At 51.3% G+C, this 16016-nt stretch carries 10 protein-coding genes and 1 tRNA gene; 8 read left to right on the top strand and 3 right to left on the bottom strand.

Annotated elements, in window-relative coordinates:
• The first annotated feature begins 7 nt into the window (after positions 1-7).
• The 3 genes from ACERZ8_RS01000 to ACERZ8_RS00990 all read left to right on the top strand — a co-directional run bounded on the left by ACERZ8_RS01000 (position 8) and on the right by ACERZ8_RS00990 (position 4301).
• A tRNA-Phe gene (locus tag ACERZ8_RS01000) sits at positions 8-82 on the top strand.
• Positions 83-422: 340 nt separating this feature from the next.
• Positions 423-2390 (top strand): hypothetical protein, encoded by a 1968-nt coding sequence (locus ACERZ8_RS00995; protein ID WP_407590265.1) that lies wholly within the window; start codon positions 423-425, stop codon positions 2388-2390.
• Between the two features lie 800 nt (positions 2391-3190).
• Positions 3191-4301 (top strand): IS3 family transposase gene (locus tag ACERZ8_RS00990; RefSeq protein ID WP_407590264.1). Its coding sequence is split into 2 segments (ribosomal slippage): positions 3191-3453 and positions 3452-4301, totalling 1113 coding nucleotides; the frame shifts between segments, so codons are not numbered across the junction.
• A 65-nt stretch (positions 4302-4366) separates the two neighbouring features.
• On the opposite strand, the gene ACERZ8_RS00985 is transcribed toward ACERZ8_RS00990, so the two are convergent.
• Positions 4367-5416, bottom strand: coding sequence for a recombinase family protein (locus ACERZ8_RS00985; protein WP_407590263.1), 1050 nt, complete (start codon positions 5414-5416; stop codon positions 4367-4369).
• A gap of 624 nt (positions 5417-6040) precedes the next feature.
• Here ACERZ8_RS00985 and ACERZ8_RS00980 point away from each other — a divergent pair.
• From ACERZ8_RS00980 to ACERZ8_RS00970, 3 genes are all read left to right on the top strand, one after another.
• The gene (locus tag ACERZ8_RS00980) at positions 6041-6763 is read left to right on the top strand and encodes a hypothetical protein (protein WP_407590262.1); all 723 of its coding nucleotides are present in this window, start codon (positions 6041-6043) and stop codon (positions 6761-6763) included.
• The gene (locus ACERZ8_RS00975; RefSeq protein WP_407590261.1) at positions 6711-7067 is read left to right on the top strand and encodes a hypothetical protein; all 357 of its coding nucleotides are present in this window, start codon (positions 6711-6713) and stop codon (positions 7065-7067) included. Before ACERZ8_RS00980 ends, ACERZ8_RS00975 begins: the two co-directional genes overlap by 53 nt.
• Positions 7068-7171: 104 nt before the next feature.
• Positions 7172-8011 carry an alpha/beta fold hydrolase gene (locus ACERZ8_RS00970; RefSeq protein WP_407590260.1) on the top strand — a complete coding sequence of 280 codons (840 nt, stop codon included), beginning with the start codon at positions 7172-7174 and terminating at the stop codon, positions 8009-8011.
• 785 nt (positions 8012-8796) lie between these two features.
• Here ACERZ8_RS00970 and ACERZ8_RS00965 read toward each other — a convergent pair.
• Both ACERZ8_RS00965 and ACERZ8_RS00960 read right to left on the bottom strand, forming a co-directional pair.
• Complete coding sequence (locus ACERZ8_RS00965; protein ID WP_407590259.1) at positions 8797-9573, bottom strand: transporter substrate-binding domain-containing protein; 777 nt, start codon at positions 9571-9573, stop codon at positions 8797-8799.
• Between the two features lie 228 nt (positions 9574-9801).
• Positions 9802-11307, bottom strand: a complete 1506-nt coding sequence (locus ACERZ8_RS00960) for a hypothetical protein (RefSeq protein WP_407590258.1) — start codon at positions 11305-11307, stop codon at positions 9802-9804.
• Positions 11308-11517: 210 nt separating this feature from the next.
• Here ACERZ8_RS00960 and ACERZ8_RS00955 point away from each other — a divergent pair, with 210 nt between their 5' ends.
• Positions 11518-14910 carry a hypothetical protein gene (locus ACERZ8_RS00955; RefSeq protein WP_407590257.1) on the top strand — a complete coding sequence of 1131 codons (3393 nt, stop codon included), beginning with the start codon at positions 11518-11520 and terminating at the stop codon, positions 14908-14910.
• A gap of 457 nt (positions 14911-15367) precedes the next feature.
• Entirely contained in the window at positions 15368-16012 is a 645-nt protein-coding gene (locus tag ACERZ8_RS00950; protein WP_407590256.1) for an NMCC_0638 family (lipo)protein, read from the top strand.
• The last annotated feature ends 4 nt before the right edge of the window (positions 16013-16016 follow it).

Below are 16016 nucleotides of genomic sequence, written 5' to 3'. Positions count from 1 at the left end.
ATCCCGTGCCCGGGTAGCTCAGGGGTAGAGCAGTGGATTGAAAATCCTCGTGTCGGTGGTTCGATTCCGCCCCCGGGCACCATTTTATCAAAGACTTAGCGGAGGCGGTGGTTTATTAGGCTCGGTATAGGCTCAAGACAACGAGCCTATGTAGAAGCGGTCAGTCCACTGGTATTGGCGAAAAAGCATCGAGGCTGCATGGGATATCCTTTTTTGCAAGGTGAACTAAGTCCTATTCTGCATAGGTACCAAGATGCTTAGCGCTGTGTGTCCAATCAATGCCAAATGCCCTGGATCTAGCTTGCAGCCAGTTCTCGTAACGAAGGGCGTTGCAGGAAGCGGACACGACGCAGAAGGCCAAGACACGATTATTGACTCGTCGCCACCTTCCTGAGAATCTCAACCAATAGGTTTGGGGGAATTTGATCGGCTATACGCAAAAGATATTCATGGCTGCAGCAGTGGCCTTGTTCTCGGCGACCATTGCTTCAGCCGCAACAGTGACCCTGACTTTTTCAGGAAAAGTTGACAGCTCTTCGGCGTTCAGTCTGGGTGTGACAACAGAAATTCCCACTGAGCTACAAGTGGGACAGGTGGTGAGTGGGAGGATCACATATGATACAGGTAACGTCGCCATTCAAGAACTTGGAGACACAACCGAGTACAGGTTCCCAAGCTCAATCATAAATCGCTTCGAATTGAATGTCGGTGGTTGGGATGTGAGCGGTGCGCTCGAGTACGCTGATGTCACTCACGAGTTTGAGTATGCGCCTGGGGAAAGACGCAGCGCCTTAGGCTTTGGCGACGTAATTGACGAAGGTCCACAGATTGAAGAATGGAAGGTCAGGTCTTCGGAAGTATTATTTTTTGATCCCCAACCGAATTCTCCTACTCCGATTGTATCAAGCGAAGATCTACCTTCGAAGCAAGGCGATGTCGATTTCTCCTACGCAATCGATACAAAGAATTTTGGCGGTGGCTTTATCGGTGCAACCGCCGGTGTTGGTGAAAACACGACGGATTTCCTATCAATTTCGTATTCAATTGATGAAGCGTCGATTTCTTTTGGGGAGGTAGTGGAGCCCGTCGAAAAATCGGCGAAAGCAGCAGTCTTTATCAACCCCACAATCGATGCCGCCTCTGCGTTTGTGTCTAGAAACTGCCCCGGACTAGTAACGTCCAACACGTGCATATCTGACGTTTCAAATGAGACTTTTGAAATTTATCTTCCAAATATCGAGGATTTACGCACTGAAGTCAGAGAAATATTTTATGAGAGATCAGGCGTCAATGTCGACGTCGTGATAGGAGATCCTGACGATGTTCCTCACAGCTATCAGAGCGTTTTAGAGGTGACGTTTGCGCCAGATAGTTCCGTGAAACAATTTGGTGAAGCGCACGACATCACCAATGAAAGCGAGAGTTTTGGTGAGAGCGTCGAGTATTTCGTAACATGGGGAATAGACCGGTTTGACAGACGTCGCGACGGCGAAGTTACGATATTCAAAGATGAGATGGACCTATCAATCGCTGACCTTGCAACTACTATTGCTCACGAAGTTGGACACGGATTTGGTCTTCCGCACATTGATGATCCTAGCGTACCCGAAGTAATGGACTACGTATTTGATGGCGATTTAGAACGTTTTTCGGGCGTTAGAAGCTTGGTGACTTGTCTAGGTTCGAGTTGCGACTCCGCAATTGACGATCCGGTCAGAGCGTTGGCGGGATTTGTAAATCCACAATATCATTTAAGGGCGCACGTACTTGGTGAATCGAGGAATGACCTAGAAGCCGAGGGACTGACGCCTGGAAGTTACGACCTTCCGGGAATTTTTGACTATCAAACCGCTTCCATCAATATACAAAATGCACTTGATTCCATCGTAGGTTTAGGGCAGTCAACTATTCTGGGTGATTATAACTTCTTCGCGGTAGATCTCTTGCTCGGCGCAAGCTTGGACGGCGACCCACATCTTCATCGTATTGACGAGTTCTTCGTGGATGGCATTTTTAGGTTTGCAATGAACGATTTCTCTCCATTTTTTGTTTTTGGTAGAAGCCGATTTCACCCAAGTTTTGAGTTCACGATTGGAAATCAAATAAACGAGAGTATTATTGGAATATCAACAGAAGATATCTTATCCGGAACGTTGGGTGTTTTCGACACTTCTAATGGAAAGTCAAGCCAATTTGCATCAATCTCTGTCAAAGCTGGAAACGTTTATCGTTCGACTGAATCTGGCGGTTATGCAACAGTTGCTCCAGTACCACTGTCGGCCTCTATCAGCTTCTTGTTCTTAGGAGCAGGTGCGCTGCTATTCGGCGGACGGCGATCAGGAAAAAGACCGATAATGCAAGCTGTATCATGTAAAAGACTGGGTGTGTGAAGCTCAGTCGCACAGAGCCAAAGTTGAAATTATTCCAGATTAGTTCCCGTCTAAGGTCCATTTCTTGACCCTCAAGTATCAGAGGAAGTGGCCATGCGCTAAGATACAGGTTCTTAGCTGTTTCGGACGTTGTATTTGGATGCCCTGGCCAATCGTTGCTATGGCTTAACGAGGCGACAGACAAAAGAGCAAATATTGCGGTTACAGATAGTGTCGGTCGCCAAAACGCCATATAGCCATTCTAACATAGAGTTTCTTTTTTCAAGTTCGAGCAGGATTAAGGTGGTTTTCAATTGAAAGGGCAACCTGTGTGAGGATTGAGTCACCATCAAGGGGTTATCAGAAACTGAACATGCATTGCTGGGGCGAAGTCCAATTATCGTCGAGCAGCTCGAGTACTTGCTCGATAGTTCTGTATGCGGCACGGTCTGGTCTGCACCACGAAAAAAGCAGCTCGGCTAGGCATCATGACAAATTAGTGCTTCATGTCTTGTCGAACAGTGACTCGGATAAGCCCACAGTCAGGGACACTCTTCCAACACTGTGGAGTTCTAGCGGTCTTAACCAATTTGAAGATCATTCAACTGATCAATGGCTTCGCGGATCGATTTCATAGTTCGAGTTCTGTCCCGGTCTGGTGCACAACAAATTTTCTCACTTGGCTAGAAGTCATCCTATTGCTTCAGCAGATCAAATGACTGGATTGCAACGGTCTTGCTCGGGTCGACGTGTCTTGTGACCTGCTCCCCTGAAAAGTCCGGTGTTCTGAGTTAGCCTGTTCTCCAACAAGGAGACAGACGATGAAGAGAAGCCGTTTCAGCGAAGAACAGATTATTGGGATATTGAAGGAGCATCAGGCAGGCGCGACGGCGGCTGATCTGTGTCGCAAGCATGGTGTCAGCGATGCGACCTTTTACAAATGGCGATCCAAATATGGCGGCATGGAAGTGTCTGATGCAAAGAAGCTGAAGGCGCTTGAGGCCGAGAATACCAAACTCAAGAAACTGCTGGCCGAGCAGATGATGGACGTGTCGACGCTCAAGCAAATGCTGGGAAAAAACTTTGAGGCCTGGGTCACGCAGAAGAGCGGTGAGCTGGGCCATGAAAGAGAAGCGATACACTCAGAAGCGGGCCTGTGCTTTGGCAGGTATTGATCCGCGTGTTTATCGGCGCGTGTCGAAGCGGCCTGCTGATACCGATCTGCGGGGTCGGCTGAAAGAGCTGTCATCAGAACGTCGCCGGTTTGGCTATCGTAGATTGCACATCCTGCTGAAACGCGAAGGCTGGCACGTGAACTGGAAGAAGCTTTACCGGATCTACCGCGAAGAAGGTTTAACCGTTCGTAGACGGGGCGGACGCAAGCGTGCCGTGGGCACCAGAGCCCCCATGGCGATCCCGCAAGGTCCGAACCAGCGGTGGTCGCTGGACTTCGTGTCTGACAGCCTGTCCTGCGGTCGCCGGTTCCGCATTCTGAATGTGATCGACGACTTCAGCCGTGAATGTCTGGCCGCTGTGGTTGATACGTCTTTGTCTGGTGATCGCGTTGCGCGTGAATTGGATCGGATCGCTGAAATGCGTGGATACCCCTGCATGGTGGTCAGCGACAATGGGACCGAACTGACTTCCAATGCGATCCTGAAATGGCAGGAAGATCGCAAAGTTGGCTGGCATTACATCGCGCCCGGCAAGCCAATGCAGAACGGTCTGGTGGAAAGCTTCAACGGGCGTATGCGTGAGGAATGCCTGAACGAACACCTGTTCGACAACCTCCGCCATGCCCGCCATTTGATCGCGGCATGGCGCGACGACTACAACCACCACAGCCTGCACTCGAGCCTCGACGGGCTCACCCCGCAGGAGTATCACAAACGGTCGAGAGAGGACCAAAACCTGAACAGCGCTAACTTATAAACGCGGACACAAAGGGGAGCAGGTCACTGCATTTGCCAATTGCAGCTCAATCGCGTTCTTGTCTGCTACCACTGTCCTTTTTGAAGCCAGTGCTGCATCTTGATTTCTAAGCAATGTTGATCAGCCGGGCTCAATCTAAGTCCGAGTAACTCTAGCGAAATTGCCTGTTCAAATACGTCTTCCCGAATGCTGGTCTTGCTGCACCCTTTAGTATGGCAGCGATAGTACACGTGCGCCTTTTGCAGTTCACCAATCAAAGATCGACCACAAGCGGCGCAGCGGATGAGTTGCCGGTAGGCGTGATTGTGCAATGTAGATTTTTTGATCTGCTTGTCAGACTTCAGCGCTTGGACGCGATCAAAGAGCGCGTGGGGCACAATAGGTTTGTGTTGGCCAGCGTACCTACGTCCGGTTCGCTTTAGAAGCACCACTCCTCTATAAAATGGATTGCTCATCATGTTTTCCAAGCATCCCTTGGTGATTGGCTTGTTATACCGATTGGTGAGACCACGTTTACGCATTTCGGTGAGGAGTGTCTTGAACGAGTATTGACCTGTCGCGTACCATTCGAATGCTTGCAATACCAGTGGCGCCCGCATCGGGTCAGGTACTTTTGGCTTTCCTCCACCCTGATCAAGGTATCCAATCGGTGCAGCCCATGGGAACAATCCCTGCTTGAGGCGACCTTCCATTCCCTTGATGCTTTCCTCCCGCAGGTTTCGAACATAGTCGGTGGCAATAACGGCCTGGATGTCAGCGGTCAGGCGTCCACCACGTGATCGCAGGTCCAAACTGTCATGCGCGAAGTGCACGTCGATGCCACTATCCACTAGGTCGCCGATGCGTGCCCAATCCGCAAAGTTGCGAGCAGACCGGTCGATTTTGTGCACTACTAAACCAGCGGCAGCACCTGCGTGAAGAGATCGCACCACAGTATCAAAAACGGGACGTCCACTTTTGGCGGCTGTCTCTTTTTCTTCGAAACATTTAGTAATGGTGAGCGCGTTTCGCTGTGCAAAAGCTGCATTGGCTTCATGCTGCGCTTCTAGGGAAACGCCGTCACCTTGCTTAACGGTTGACACTCTGGTGTATGCAAAACACTGCTTGTTGGACATAGATTAAGTATCCTCAGACTCTATCAAATCTTCAGAATTCTGCGAGTCTGGCCATAGCCAGATTCCGTTCCTTTGCATTTCCAAAAAAACTTCTTCGCAGAGCAGTAGGTAGGCATCGAATGCTTCTTCAGGCATACGTTTTTCAAGAGGATCAAATTGGGTCATCCACCAACTGTATCGAACCTTGGTTCGCCTCCTAGCAGCCACCCTATCTAGCTACACGATATCGTGATACTTCAGGCAAGGAAACTCTAGTGGGAAACGCTAACCAGAGACGAGGACGTTTCCAGGGGTTACATCAGTTTGGATAAATTTTGGGGCGATGATGCTGAAGCCGGTCAGCCTGCGACGCTTAGTTTGTGGAATCGGCCCAGAGCCGCCATCCGTTGACGCAGTAAGATGCTGCACTTGCATTCCGCGTTGCCGACATTCGCAATCAGCCAACGAATAGCTGAAAGTGCCATCCATAGGTCTCAAATTATGTGGTGTGCGCTTTCAGCCTGAAGGCTAAAGCGGCAGATTAGGCGAATTCGGACGTTGAGCTTGAAACATTTTTTGTCGGGGAACTTGATTTCTAGTGAAAAAAAACTGACGCTGTCACTTGTTTGGGATGAAAAATTTTAGATGAAGACGGGAGATCGATTTGACTCAACGCATTATTTTGATTCATGGACGCAGCACCAAACCGTCAAAAAAGAACACGCCAAGCTACTTGAACGTGCGTTATTGCAAGGTTTGAAACGGGTTGACCCGGAGAAAGCCGAGAAAGTTGCTGCTGGAACTGTCCCAATCGACTACGTCTACTATGGCGACGTTAATAATAGTATTTTAGCTAAGAAGTCTAAGAAAGTCCGTGACGAACTAACTGCTAAAGACCCAGACTCCGAAAGTTCACCAAATGCACCTTGCCTTCCCAGTGAAGGTTATTCGGACGCAATTGATAGCCTGGAACGCTTCAGCGACTTTAACAAGCGCGCCTACAAAACGGTAGTCAAGGAAAATGATAGTAAGATTTGGCGCGACAACTTGGCCAGGCTGGCTTCAACCGTCAGTGCGCTGACAACGGCAACGTTGCTGAACGAAAAAGTCATCAAATTTGCTACTGCGGATTTGGCCGCCTATTTGATGCAAAGGACAGTTGGCTCGCGTGTCCGCGAGAGGCTTCACACCCCGCTCAAGAACGCGCTTATCAACGGTGAGGATGTTTGCCTGGTCTCCCATTCGATGGGTACCATGGTCTCCTACGACGTTCTGTGGAAATTCTCCAGAATGAGTGAGTACAAGGACGTTCAGAATGCAGAAGAATCCGGTTTCACTCTTTTTGACATTGGGCTCTCCGCTGGGTGAAGCCGGCGTTAAGGCTAATCTCTATGATGCCGATGAGCGCAACCATAGTGGCGGAACTGACAAATTCCCCAAGGGTATCATCAAAAGTTGGCAAAATATCGCTGCTTACGATGACTTCATCAGCCATGATCCATCTTTGAAAGACGATTTCCGAGCAATGCTAAAGTTCAACTTTGTTGAAGAGATTGAGGACCAACGGATTTACAATTGCTGGGCATTTAATGGAGAGGCGAATCCGCACAAATTTTACGGTTACTTGGCAAATCCCAGAACAGCTGGGCTAATCGCCGACTGGATGGACTGACATTTTTTGGGCGGACCGGAGTTTGTTTCGTCTTTCGAGGGATGATCGCCAAACGCGTTGTTTTCCAATCATTTGTATCTTGTCAGCGGATTTGAGGCAAACCTATGGACGATCCACAGAAGTTTTATCTAGACCTCAAACATGGCCGAACCTATTGCGAGCTTGATCCCGAAGAAGGTAAGCCGATGCTTGTCTGTATTCATGGCTGGTCAACAGCGAGCTACGTATGGAAGGGCTTGCGACCAAAGCTGCGCGAGAAAGGTTATCGCGTGCTTACATTTGATTTATATGGGCGCGGAAAGTCGTCGAGACCTGACGTCGAGCATACCACTGATCTTTTTGTTGACCAGCTTAGCCAGCTGCTGGGCGCTTTGAACCTATACAGTCAACGCTTAAACATCGTCGGCTATTCGATGGGTGGTGCAATAGCGGCAAGCTTTGTTGCCAGCAGAGTAGATGATGTGGAGCGGCTCTTACTCATCGCGCCCGCAGGAATGGTTGTCAGGTTCCCCGTGCTCAGGTTTGTCGCGCGAAACGTTCCGATTGTTTTCGATCCGATTCTTCGGGCTGGTTTACCCAAAGCACTCGAAAGTCAGTTTAAAGATGCTGCGAAAGACTATCCAAATGACGTTGGGGTTCAGCAGGTCCTAGCTAATCAGTTGGCTGAACTGCAGAACAAAGACTACATTGAAGCGCTCTTGTCGTCATTGAAGGGCGCGTTGGCGTCTTCCAAAAGAGGACAACACCAACTAATTTCTCAATCAAATGTCAAGGTGAAGGCGATTTTTGCTGATCAAGACAAGACCATCCCACATCCGTATGCGAAATTGCGTTTCGACAAGTGGAATCAGCAAGTGGTTAGTCGAGTGATCGAGGGAGCAGGACACGCAGTGACATACACGCACATCCCTGAAATTATGGCGGAGGCTAAAGGCTTTCTTTGAACGTAAGCTTCGCATCTGGCCCCTGAATGATGGTCTCCCTTGTGCATTGGTGTCGGTTTATGTTGGCGCGTGCCGCCAATATGGAATAACAACACTGCAGCTTGGCCAATTGTGTTGAAAACTCCAAAATTCTGGCATCGTGATCTTCCGGCAAAAGCCAATCATACCAAGAAGTCGGATGAGATCGTTCGTGAGGCGAAGAGAGCTGGCACATGAGCGGCGAAAGGCCAATTTGGCCGAACCCCACGCAATCAAAAGCTCGTCGGCCTGTACGGCGAGAAATTTCGTAGGTCAGAGCCAAAAATAGAGTTTTTCAACACAATCGGCTCTTTGCGAACTTTGGCCATGGGCCGTAATGCGGCGGTGCAGCTTCACCAGACCGGTCATTCGCTGCGATTGCGAAATCAAGCCATCAGCGAACTGATAAAGTGCGGGACATTTCCGCCGTTAGTGCATTTGGTTCGAATGGCAGCTTTGCTCTCTTCGCGACTGACTTGAAAAGTAGAATGCGCGTAGAGCCGGCATACGCCGCAATCGCAATACTTAACTGACAACCTACAATGGCGGAGTTTCAGCTGGAATTTCTCCCGACAATTGATAGCGTCCATGCGAAAGGTCCGGGTTTGCGTTTACGATCATAAATCTAGTTGTGAGTTGCTCTGAAGGTGGCCCTAATCCGCACAAACTGACTAGTAAGGCCAAAGCAGAACTGCTCGATTCTTGCGCTCATGAGAGATAGGCTCCAATGCGCCTTTTGTGAAAAGCGACAACTCAAATCTACGAACTCAATCGGGTAACATCTGGATCCGGAAAAGGTCCATAAGAAGCGGGTCAAATCGTCTGTTGGGAACATGCTCGCCAAGGATATCCCGGATTTCCCCACTTCTGAACAAGTGCACAAGTGTAGTATCGATGGCATTTCGTATCTCGTCATCGCCTGTCGCTACGGCCAGCGCGTAGGGTTCATAGCTCAGGCTGCGCAAACCGATCTGAAAGTCTTCTTTCATCTGTGTATTTTCTTCGAGGAAGAACTCAAGAATTTCGCGGTCCGCAATATAGGCTTGCAACTCACCGGACCTAAGCCCCTCTGCAGCGATCTCATGACTGTCGACCGTACGAAAATCGAATTGCCAGGTGCGTCCGCCGATCAGATTGCCGGAAAGATACCTGTGATGCGTGGTGGTATCGCTAAGCAAGCCGACCGTCATCGTTTGCGTGTTTTCGTAGTTGGCCTCCGGCAACTCTTTCGGGTAGAGCAGTGCTGTTCCGGTCAAGAAAACGATCAGACTAAACTCCATGTCACGACGTCGCTCAAGCGTCATCGTGGTCGCCTCACAGAGGATCGCGCACTCCTTGCCAAGATAGTCAAACCGGTTCTTAGACGTCACTTTCACCATGCGTGGCTCTGCGACATTCAACTCCTCAGCCACGCGCATGCACAGATCAACGCTGTAACCGGTCGGTTCTCCCGCATCGCTCAAATATGAAAAGGGTGCCGCGTCTTCACGGTAGCACAGACCTAGGTCCGCCGACGCGACGGCAGGCAGAAAAAGTGCGGACATAGTCACTGCAGCGAGTAAGATGAGTCTCAGCACGAGCTACATCCCGGAACAACGCTACAATTCCTCGACCACCCGCAGCATCCTCCGCAACAGCACCATTTTTGGCCGTCGCTCGCAGATGCGGGCGTGACCGTGCAAACAGGTGCGACACCGCCCACAAGCAGGAAACTCAAGACGCTGGCCGCGAAAAGCGTCCTGCGTTTTCTTACTTGTCTCATGTCTTTACTCCTAGGATTCACAAGTGCTGCTCAGATTACTGCGGCTGCGCAACTTGGCGTCGGTCTCGAATACACTTGCCATAATGAGATGCGTGAAGTGCTCGGCCATGGTCTGTACCGATACGCCAAGCGAGTTTGCCGCTTTGCGTGTTCTGTCCGCATCAACCAACGCCTCGTGCAAGACAGCACGCCAAATCGTGTATTCATTGAAGTCACAAATGCGAAACAATCTGCCGTCGCTCAGACGCTGTTTTCTAACTCTGTCTGCCGCTTCGCCGTAGCCATCAAGCTCTGTGTCATACATCTCGTTCAACTTTATTAAGTCCAGTCTAAGCGGATTATCATTAAAAAGCGGCTGGTAGTGAATTTTGAGTTCCACCGGTTCCGACGGTGTCCGCCCGCGGCAATCGATCACAAGTTCAATGTCATTGAAAACCGGAGCGTCATACACGACGTCTTTTCGCGATAAGCCCATATGGGTCTGGAAAGGCTTGAAGTGATACTCGCGGGCTCGGGCTGTCTGGTCTTCCAGCAACACCTCACTCAGGTTCGTGGGTTGGTCGCTGAATTGCGCACCTACGACGAGTGCGCCGTACGTGATCCGGTTGTTGACCTGAGGCGTGTCGCCACAGCCGATCCGGGTGAGAAAATCACCGGAATAATCATAAGCGGCACGGATCACGTCTTCGATCTCGCCATGCAAGTCGGTGGGCGCGGTCGCGGACCACAGGTTGGCATACATGCTGTCCGCAATAGACTTCGTCACAATCTTTATTGGGCTTGTTCGAATGACGTCATTCGGGTCGCGAAAGCATAGGCGGAAACGCACCGGTCGCGGGTATTCGGGCGTTCCCGCTTCGTCTTCACGATCATGGGATTTCTTCAACGAGAAAAGAAGTGCCCTTTGTTCCGAGCAGGCCACGACCTCATCGAAGGTTTCCGGGTAACGTTCAAAGGGGTTACTGATCGGGTCGGTCTCGCCTTGCTTTGAGCGGAACTCCAGCCAAGCCGTGTGCGCTGCCTCTGCCGAGGCTGCATCCTCGGAATACAGGTATGAGAACTGGCCATTAACAAACGGCCAATTCTCCGGGCGCGTCTGATCCCAAGCCAGTGGGTAACTTGCCTCACACTCGGTGTCGCCGGGCTTGCAAACTCTGTAGACGCTGTTTCCGGAGGCAAAGAAGTATGCGTCGTTTTCCGTGACGGGAGCGATCGCTTCACGCGGAATAATTACACGCAACCCGTATTCCGTTTGGAACAGTGTCACCACCGATCCGTCAACGACCAGTTCTGAAATCGGACGCAAGACAAGACCAATCGGGAAGAATACGGACTTAACCTTCGTGCCGACCGTGCAGTCCACCCATTGGGCCGCACCGGTGGTGACCGTCACCCAATAGGGCGCTTCGCTCTCCAGGGACGATTTCCGCACCAAATCCGGATCGGGTGCGTCGCTGCCCAAATGTTCGCGTACTGCCAAGAAGAGTGGTCTTTTCCGATCGTCCAGTTCTTTCATGAACAAGACGGTACAGGGATCAGTCCGCGCAAAAACTGCCGGGGCGGTCAAAGACAATGCAAGTACAACAAAAATCAATCGAAATATGGGCACGAAAAACCTCTCAAAGAGACACCGGCACAATAAAAAATGTCGCAAAGACAACCATGAGTAAGTACCATACTTTTATTTGCAATTGAAGACTTTTCCAGCGGGAAGGCATGTGCCAAAATGAAAGACAGGCGAACCAAGAATATTTTTGTGACACAATTCGTCCTGCTTGCACTCGTTTTGCTTGTTTTTGTGATTTTGCATACGACAATTCTAAGAACCGCCTTGTCGCTCTTTGGACTGCGCCACGATGCGCCTCAGATCGTTCTCGTTGAGAATGAATGCGGGACATTTCTGCCGCCAGCCGCATTTCGTACACCTGCTACAGATTTGCCGGTTTTCCACAATGACTGCGATCGTTCAGACGAAGCGAGAGTTTGGTACACGGTACCTAGCGGCGGCAGAAGCGCGTTGTTTTTGAATGAAAACCTCGTCGATGCGGGAAGTCACAGTGAAGGTTTGTTGAACTCTTCTGCTGTTCGTCTGCGTCACGGAGTAAACCGCTTGGCGGTTTTGGCGGAACACGAGCGCGCCTTCTTGCCTTTTGCATCATTGAACTCGGCGCCACGCTATGTCTTGCCCTCTGACAAGCCTCAGGGACTTGTACAGGCGTCGGCCCAAACGCGGCCGGGACGTGTCTTCGAAATGTGGATTTCGCACGCTGCGGACCCTTCAGACCCGATGGTTCTAGGTAGGGGAACGACGCCAGACAACGAAGAGTATGCTATTTGGGTGGCGTCCGACTGCGGTCAACACATAGCGGTTCAGGCACGCGTCGCATGCTTTGAGACTGCGAACGCAATCAATGTGAATGCGACAGGTTATGGCATTACAGAGGTTGACGTTCAGGCACCTGTAGACTTTGTCAGCGAGGTGTATCGGCACCTGACAATTTCCGTGAAAAGCGATGGACTCGAGTTGAGTTTCGAGGCATGTCTTTTGAAGGATCTGCCATTGCAGCGAACGTTCCAAGCCAACGATCGGACGCTTGCTGCGGCAGAGTTTCTTCGCCGCACCTTCGGTTTGCAGTTGCGTGAAGCATCGGCTTTCGGGATCGAGGAATTCGAACGCCAAAGGGCGAGACTTTCCGACGCCAAACAAACCTGTGAAATCTATACGGGTCGCGTCACGCTGCCACTTTTGCCTCTATCCTTCGATGCGGGCAATTTCCTTTCGATGAACGGTGACAGAGTCACGGTCAGTGGCGTCGGTCCGCTTTTCGAGCCGGTTGGGCGCTTGGTCACACTGCGAGACAGCACCGGTGCGTGGATTTGGGAAGGAAGTCTTGGCGACCACGATGCCTTGTCGATCCCCGACTGGGACGCGCCACCCGCAGATGCAACGCAAGAGACTGAAGCAGACGCCCCACAAAGTGTGACGCTCATATCATTTACTAACGATATTTCAGCTCTCATGCCCGCTTCCTTGCGTGCCCTCTCGGAGGCGCTCGCAGCCGGATTGCCAGTTCTCGCCGTTGCATTTGCCGCATTTTTTTGTCTGAGCGGCAGGCTGCGTCTGCTTGTGCCTCCCGTCGTGGCCCTTGCGTCCTTCGTCGTTGCGATGGCCGTTCAGCCGCTCATGCTTGAAATGGCACAATTGGCTTTGAGCGTTTTTCGTTCGTTGCGCTTCAGTTTTGAAGCCACGTTTTCCGCGACCGCCAACGAATATGTTCCGCTTGCCGTTTTGTCTGTCGCTCTGATGACGCCTGTCGCACGTCATAGTATCAACCAAGGCAAAGGTCGCGAGCGCAGCTTGTTTCAACGCCTACTCGTATTTGCGTATGCGGCCGCGCTGATGGTGATAGCGGCTTTGGCCTTGTCGATGCTGGCACAACCGCAGTGGGCTTCCACGCTGTCCGTTCTGACCCAGGCAGACACAGTTGCACGACCCTTGGCACTCACGGTTACTTTCTGGACTATCTTCAGCCTTGGCATGATGTTCCTGCTGCTGCGCAGGTTTTTGGAGGATACGATCGCCCCACGGGCGGCATGGCGGATCGCCGCGCTCGGTGCGGCCAGTATCGTACTTTTGCCGGTTGTCTCTGCGTTCTCTGGCGCCGCAGACCTCATATCTCTTCTCTCCGGAACTCCGCACCAGGTTTTCGGGCAAACGGCTGAGTATGGCCTTTCGATCAATCCCATGTGGGACAACATCGCTGTCATTCTGAGATTTGCAGCGTTCATTTCCGTCGTGGGGCTCATACTCCAAAGCTTCGGTGAGGTGATTTCGCGCATCGCCCTGCCGCTCACCATGGGCAATCAAATCGCAGAGGCCCCAAATGACCACTTTCGCGCAAAGGTACGCATGCGATCTTACCGGGTCGCATTCTATGCTGGCCTTGCTGCGCTCTTTCTTGCAGTTTTGTCTTTCAACCCGCTGCAATATGGCAACCCGGATCTCACGACGATCATTTTCCAAGTGTTAGGCTTGTTCCATGATTTTGCCGTGTTGGCCGCACTGTTGGTGCCGTTGATGCTGCTTTACTGGGAAAACAACCTGCGCGGACCGGAACGCGCATTCGAACCTGACGACTCGGTCGAACCCATGCTGGCGGCGGCTCTCGCAAGTTACGTCGCGCTCGTACCGGGCAGTTCGCCGTCCTTTTTGATCGGTCTGCTCGTTGTCCTGCTTTCGTTCACCCTTTTCATGCGGCTGGCTCTTCGCCCCCAGCGCAACGATCGTCCGCTGCGAAGCGCAGCGCACGTTTCAGGCAAGAACCTCGTTCGGGCGATCGAGCAGGATACGTTGATCGCGAAACGGGCGGCGAAAGAAGAGGCGACCTACTCAGAAGGCGAGATCACTTGGGATGATCTTTGCCAACGCAAGGCCGAGCTGGCCAGAGTCCGCAGCATGCTTCAAGCTGAGCTTGGTCAAGACGTTGCCGCGGCCAAGTTTCGTCTGCTGAACAATGGTCCGCGCAGCAGCCCTTTCAAGAATGCGATGCTTGGGCTTGCGATGGGCATGGGGTTTACGCTCGTTTTCGACATCACCCGGTCTCTTGATCCCGAGACCCTGCTAAGCATCCAGAGTCGTTGGTGGGCATTGTTTCTGAACAACAATGCGCCAACGGGAACAGAGCCGATTTCGCCGCAGACGGCTGTCATCGCACAGTTCCAGCTGATCCTCAGGTCCTTTTTATTCTGGCCTTTGCTCGGGTTCGTTTTTGGTGCCTTGTTCCACCGGATCAGAGGAGATGACGGGTTTTCGAAGGCCATCGTCATGGCGGCAACATTGGTCGTGCCGGTATCTATCGTACTGCTTTGGACATCGGGCGGGCCTGTCGTAACGGTGGTTGGGCTCAGGAGCCTTTTCGTACAAATCGTGTGGATTGGACTATTTTTGATGGCAGTAGGAGTGCTTGCATTCGACACAGCAACGATCATTCGTAACGACCTTCACCCGCGTAAAATTGCCACGATTTATGGCGTTCGAACACTTGTTAGCTACGCCACTATCGTCGGCCTCGCTACAGCATTCCAAGGCTTGAACGCCATTTTGGCTCTCATCGATTGAAACGGGCCAATTGAATTAACTAGTCCTCGTCTTTTAAGATTTGAAGCAAGCGAAGCAGAGTTTGTGGCGTACTTTCGTGCATGCGCTACGGTTCTCGCCGATCAAGGCTACTCTGAGCCAGCTTTCGGTGTTCGTTGTTAGCTTTCAGCGTTTCGCCGCCGTTCGAACAAACAGCAGCATTGGGCGCTTTAGGCTCCGAGCCGTCATCTGACGGTTTCTGTCGGTTGACTGGTGCCTCGTCTTGCCCCGTTTCAGCGGACAGTTTCCAAAAGATTCGTGTGACCACTCTTCGAAGTCAGCCGCGCATACGTTGCCTTTAGCCGCAGCGTGGCGCTCGAAAAGGTCAATGACGACGATCCGAAGAAAACGATGTTTGCAAAGCCCTGCGGGATAAAAGAGTATACGGATTTGGGAGCCCCGCTGCTCTGCTTTCGTGTTCCTCAACGGTAGGTGTGTAGTGATAGATCGCCGCATCTTCTGGTTTTTTGCCGCCGCAATTGCATCAGCTTGTGAACCTTTGCCCTATGACAAGCCACCAGCTGTTGAACTGCCGCCGTTTGGGACTGTAACCGCCAAACAATTTGTTTCTATTTTTTCGCAGACATGTGTAGCTCATTTTTCAGATTTGGACAACGTTACTGCCAGCTTGAAGCGAGTAGGTTTTGATCTGGAACCTCGCCGCAGCTCAGATCATGGGAACTTCAGGCGTTTTTCACATCGAAACAAAGACTTGTCCGCCTATGCAGGATTCGCGATTACATCAGGTATTGGCCCACGAGTGAGCGAGGCGTCAGCAAATGAATTTTGCTCAGTTAGCGCCCTCTTGGCCAACCCAGAAATGCTCATTGCTGCACTGAATGAGTTAACCGCGCCGGACGGTGTAAAAATAGATTTTTCCGATGACTCTAAATATGTCGATCCTGCATTTCGCACTGGAAGTTTCACCAACTCGAAAGGGGCACCTGTGATGTTGACATTTGACCAAAGGCGAACATCTTTTCCTCCGCGTATGGACATTGAGTGGCCAGAAGTGTGTGATGTGACAGCAAAATGTGTGGGTTGGAATTATGCAAAGCTTGAGCTCAGTTGGATTCCGCGTTGACGAC

Origin of the sequence: Tateyamaria armeniaca, from assembly GCF_045797845.1 — a bacterium.
GTDB lineage: Bacteria > Pseudomonadota > Alphaproteobacteria > Rhodobacterales > Rhodobacteraceae > Tateyamaria > Tateyamaria armeniaca.
This window is presented reverse-complemented; position numbering and strand designations above follow the sequence as displayed.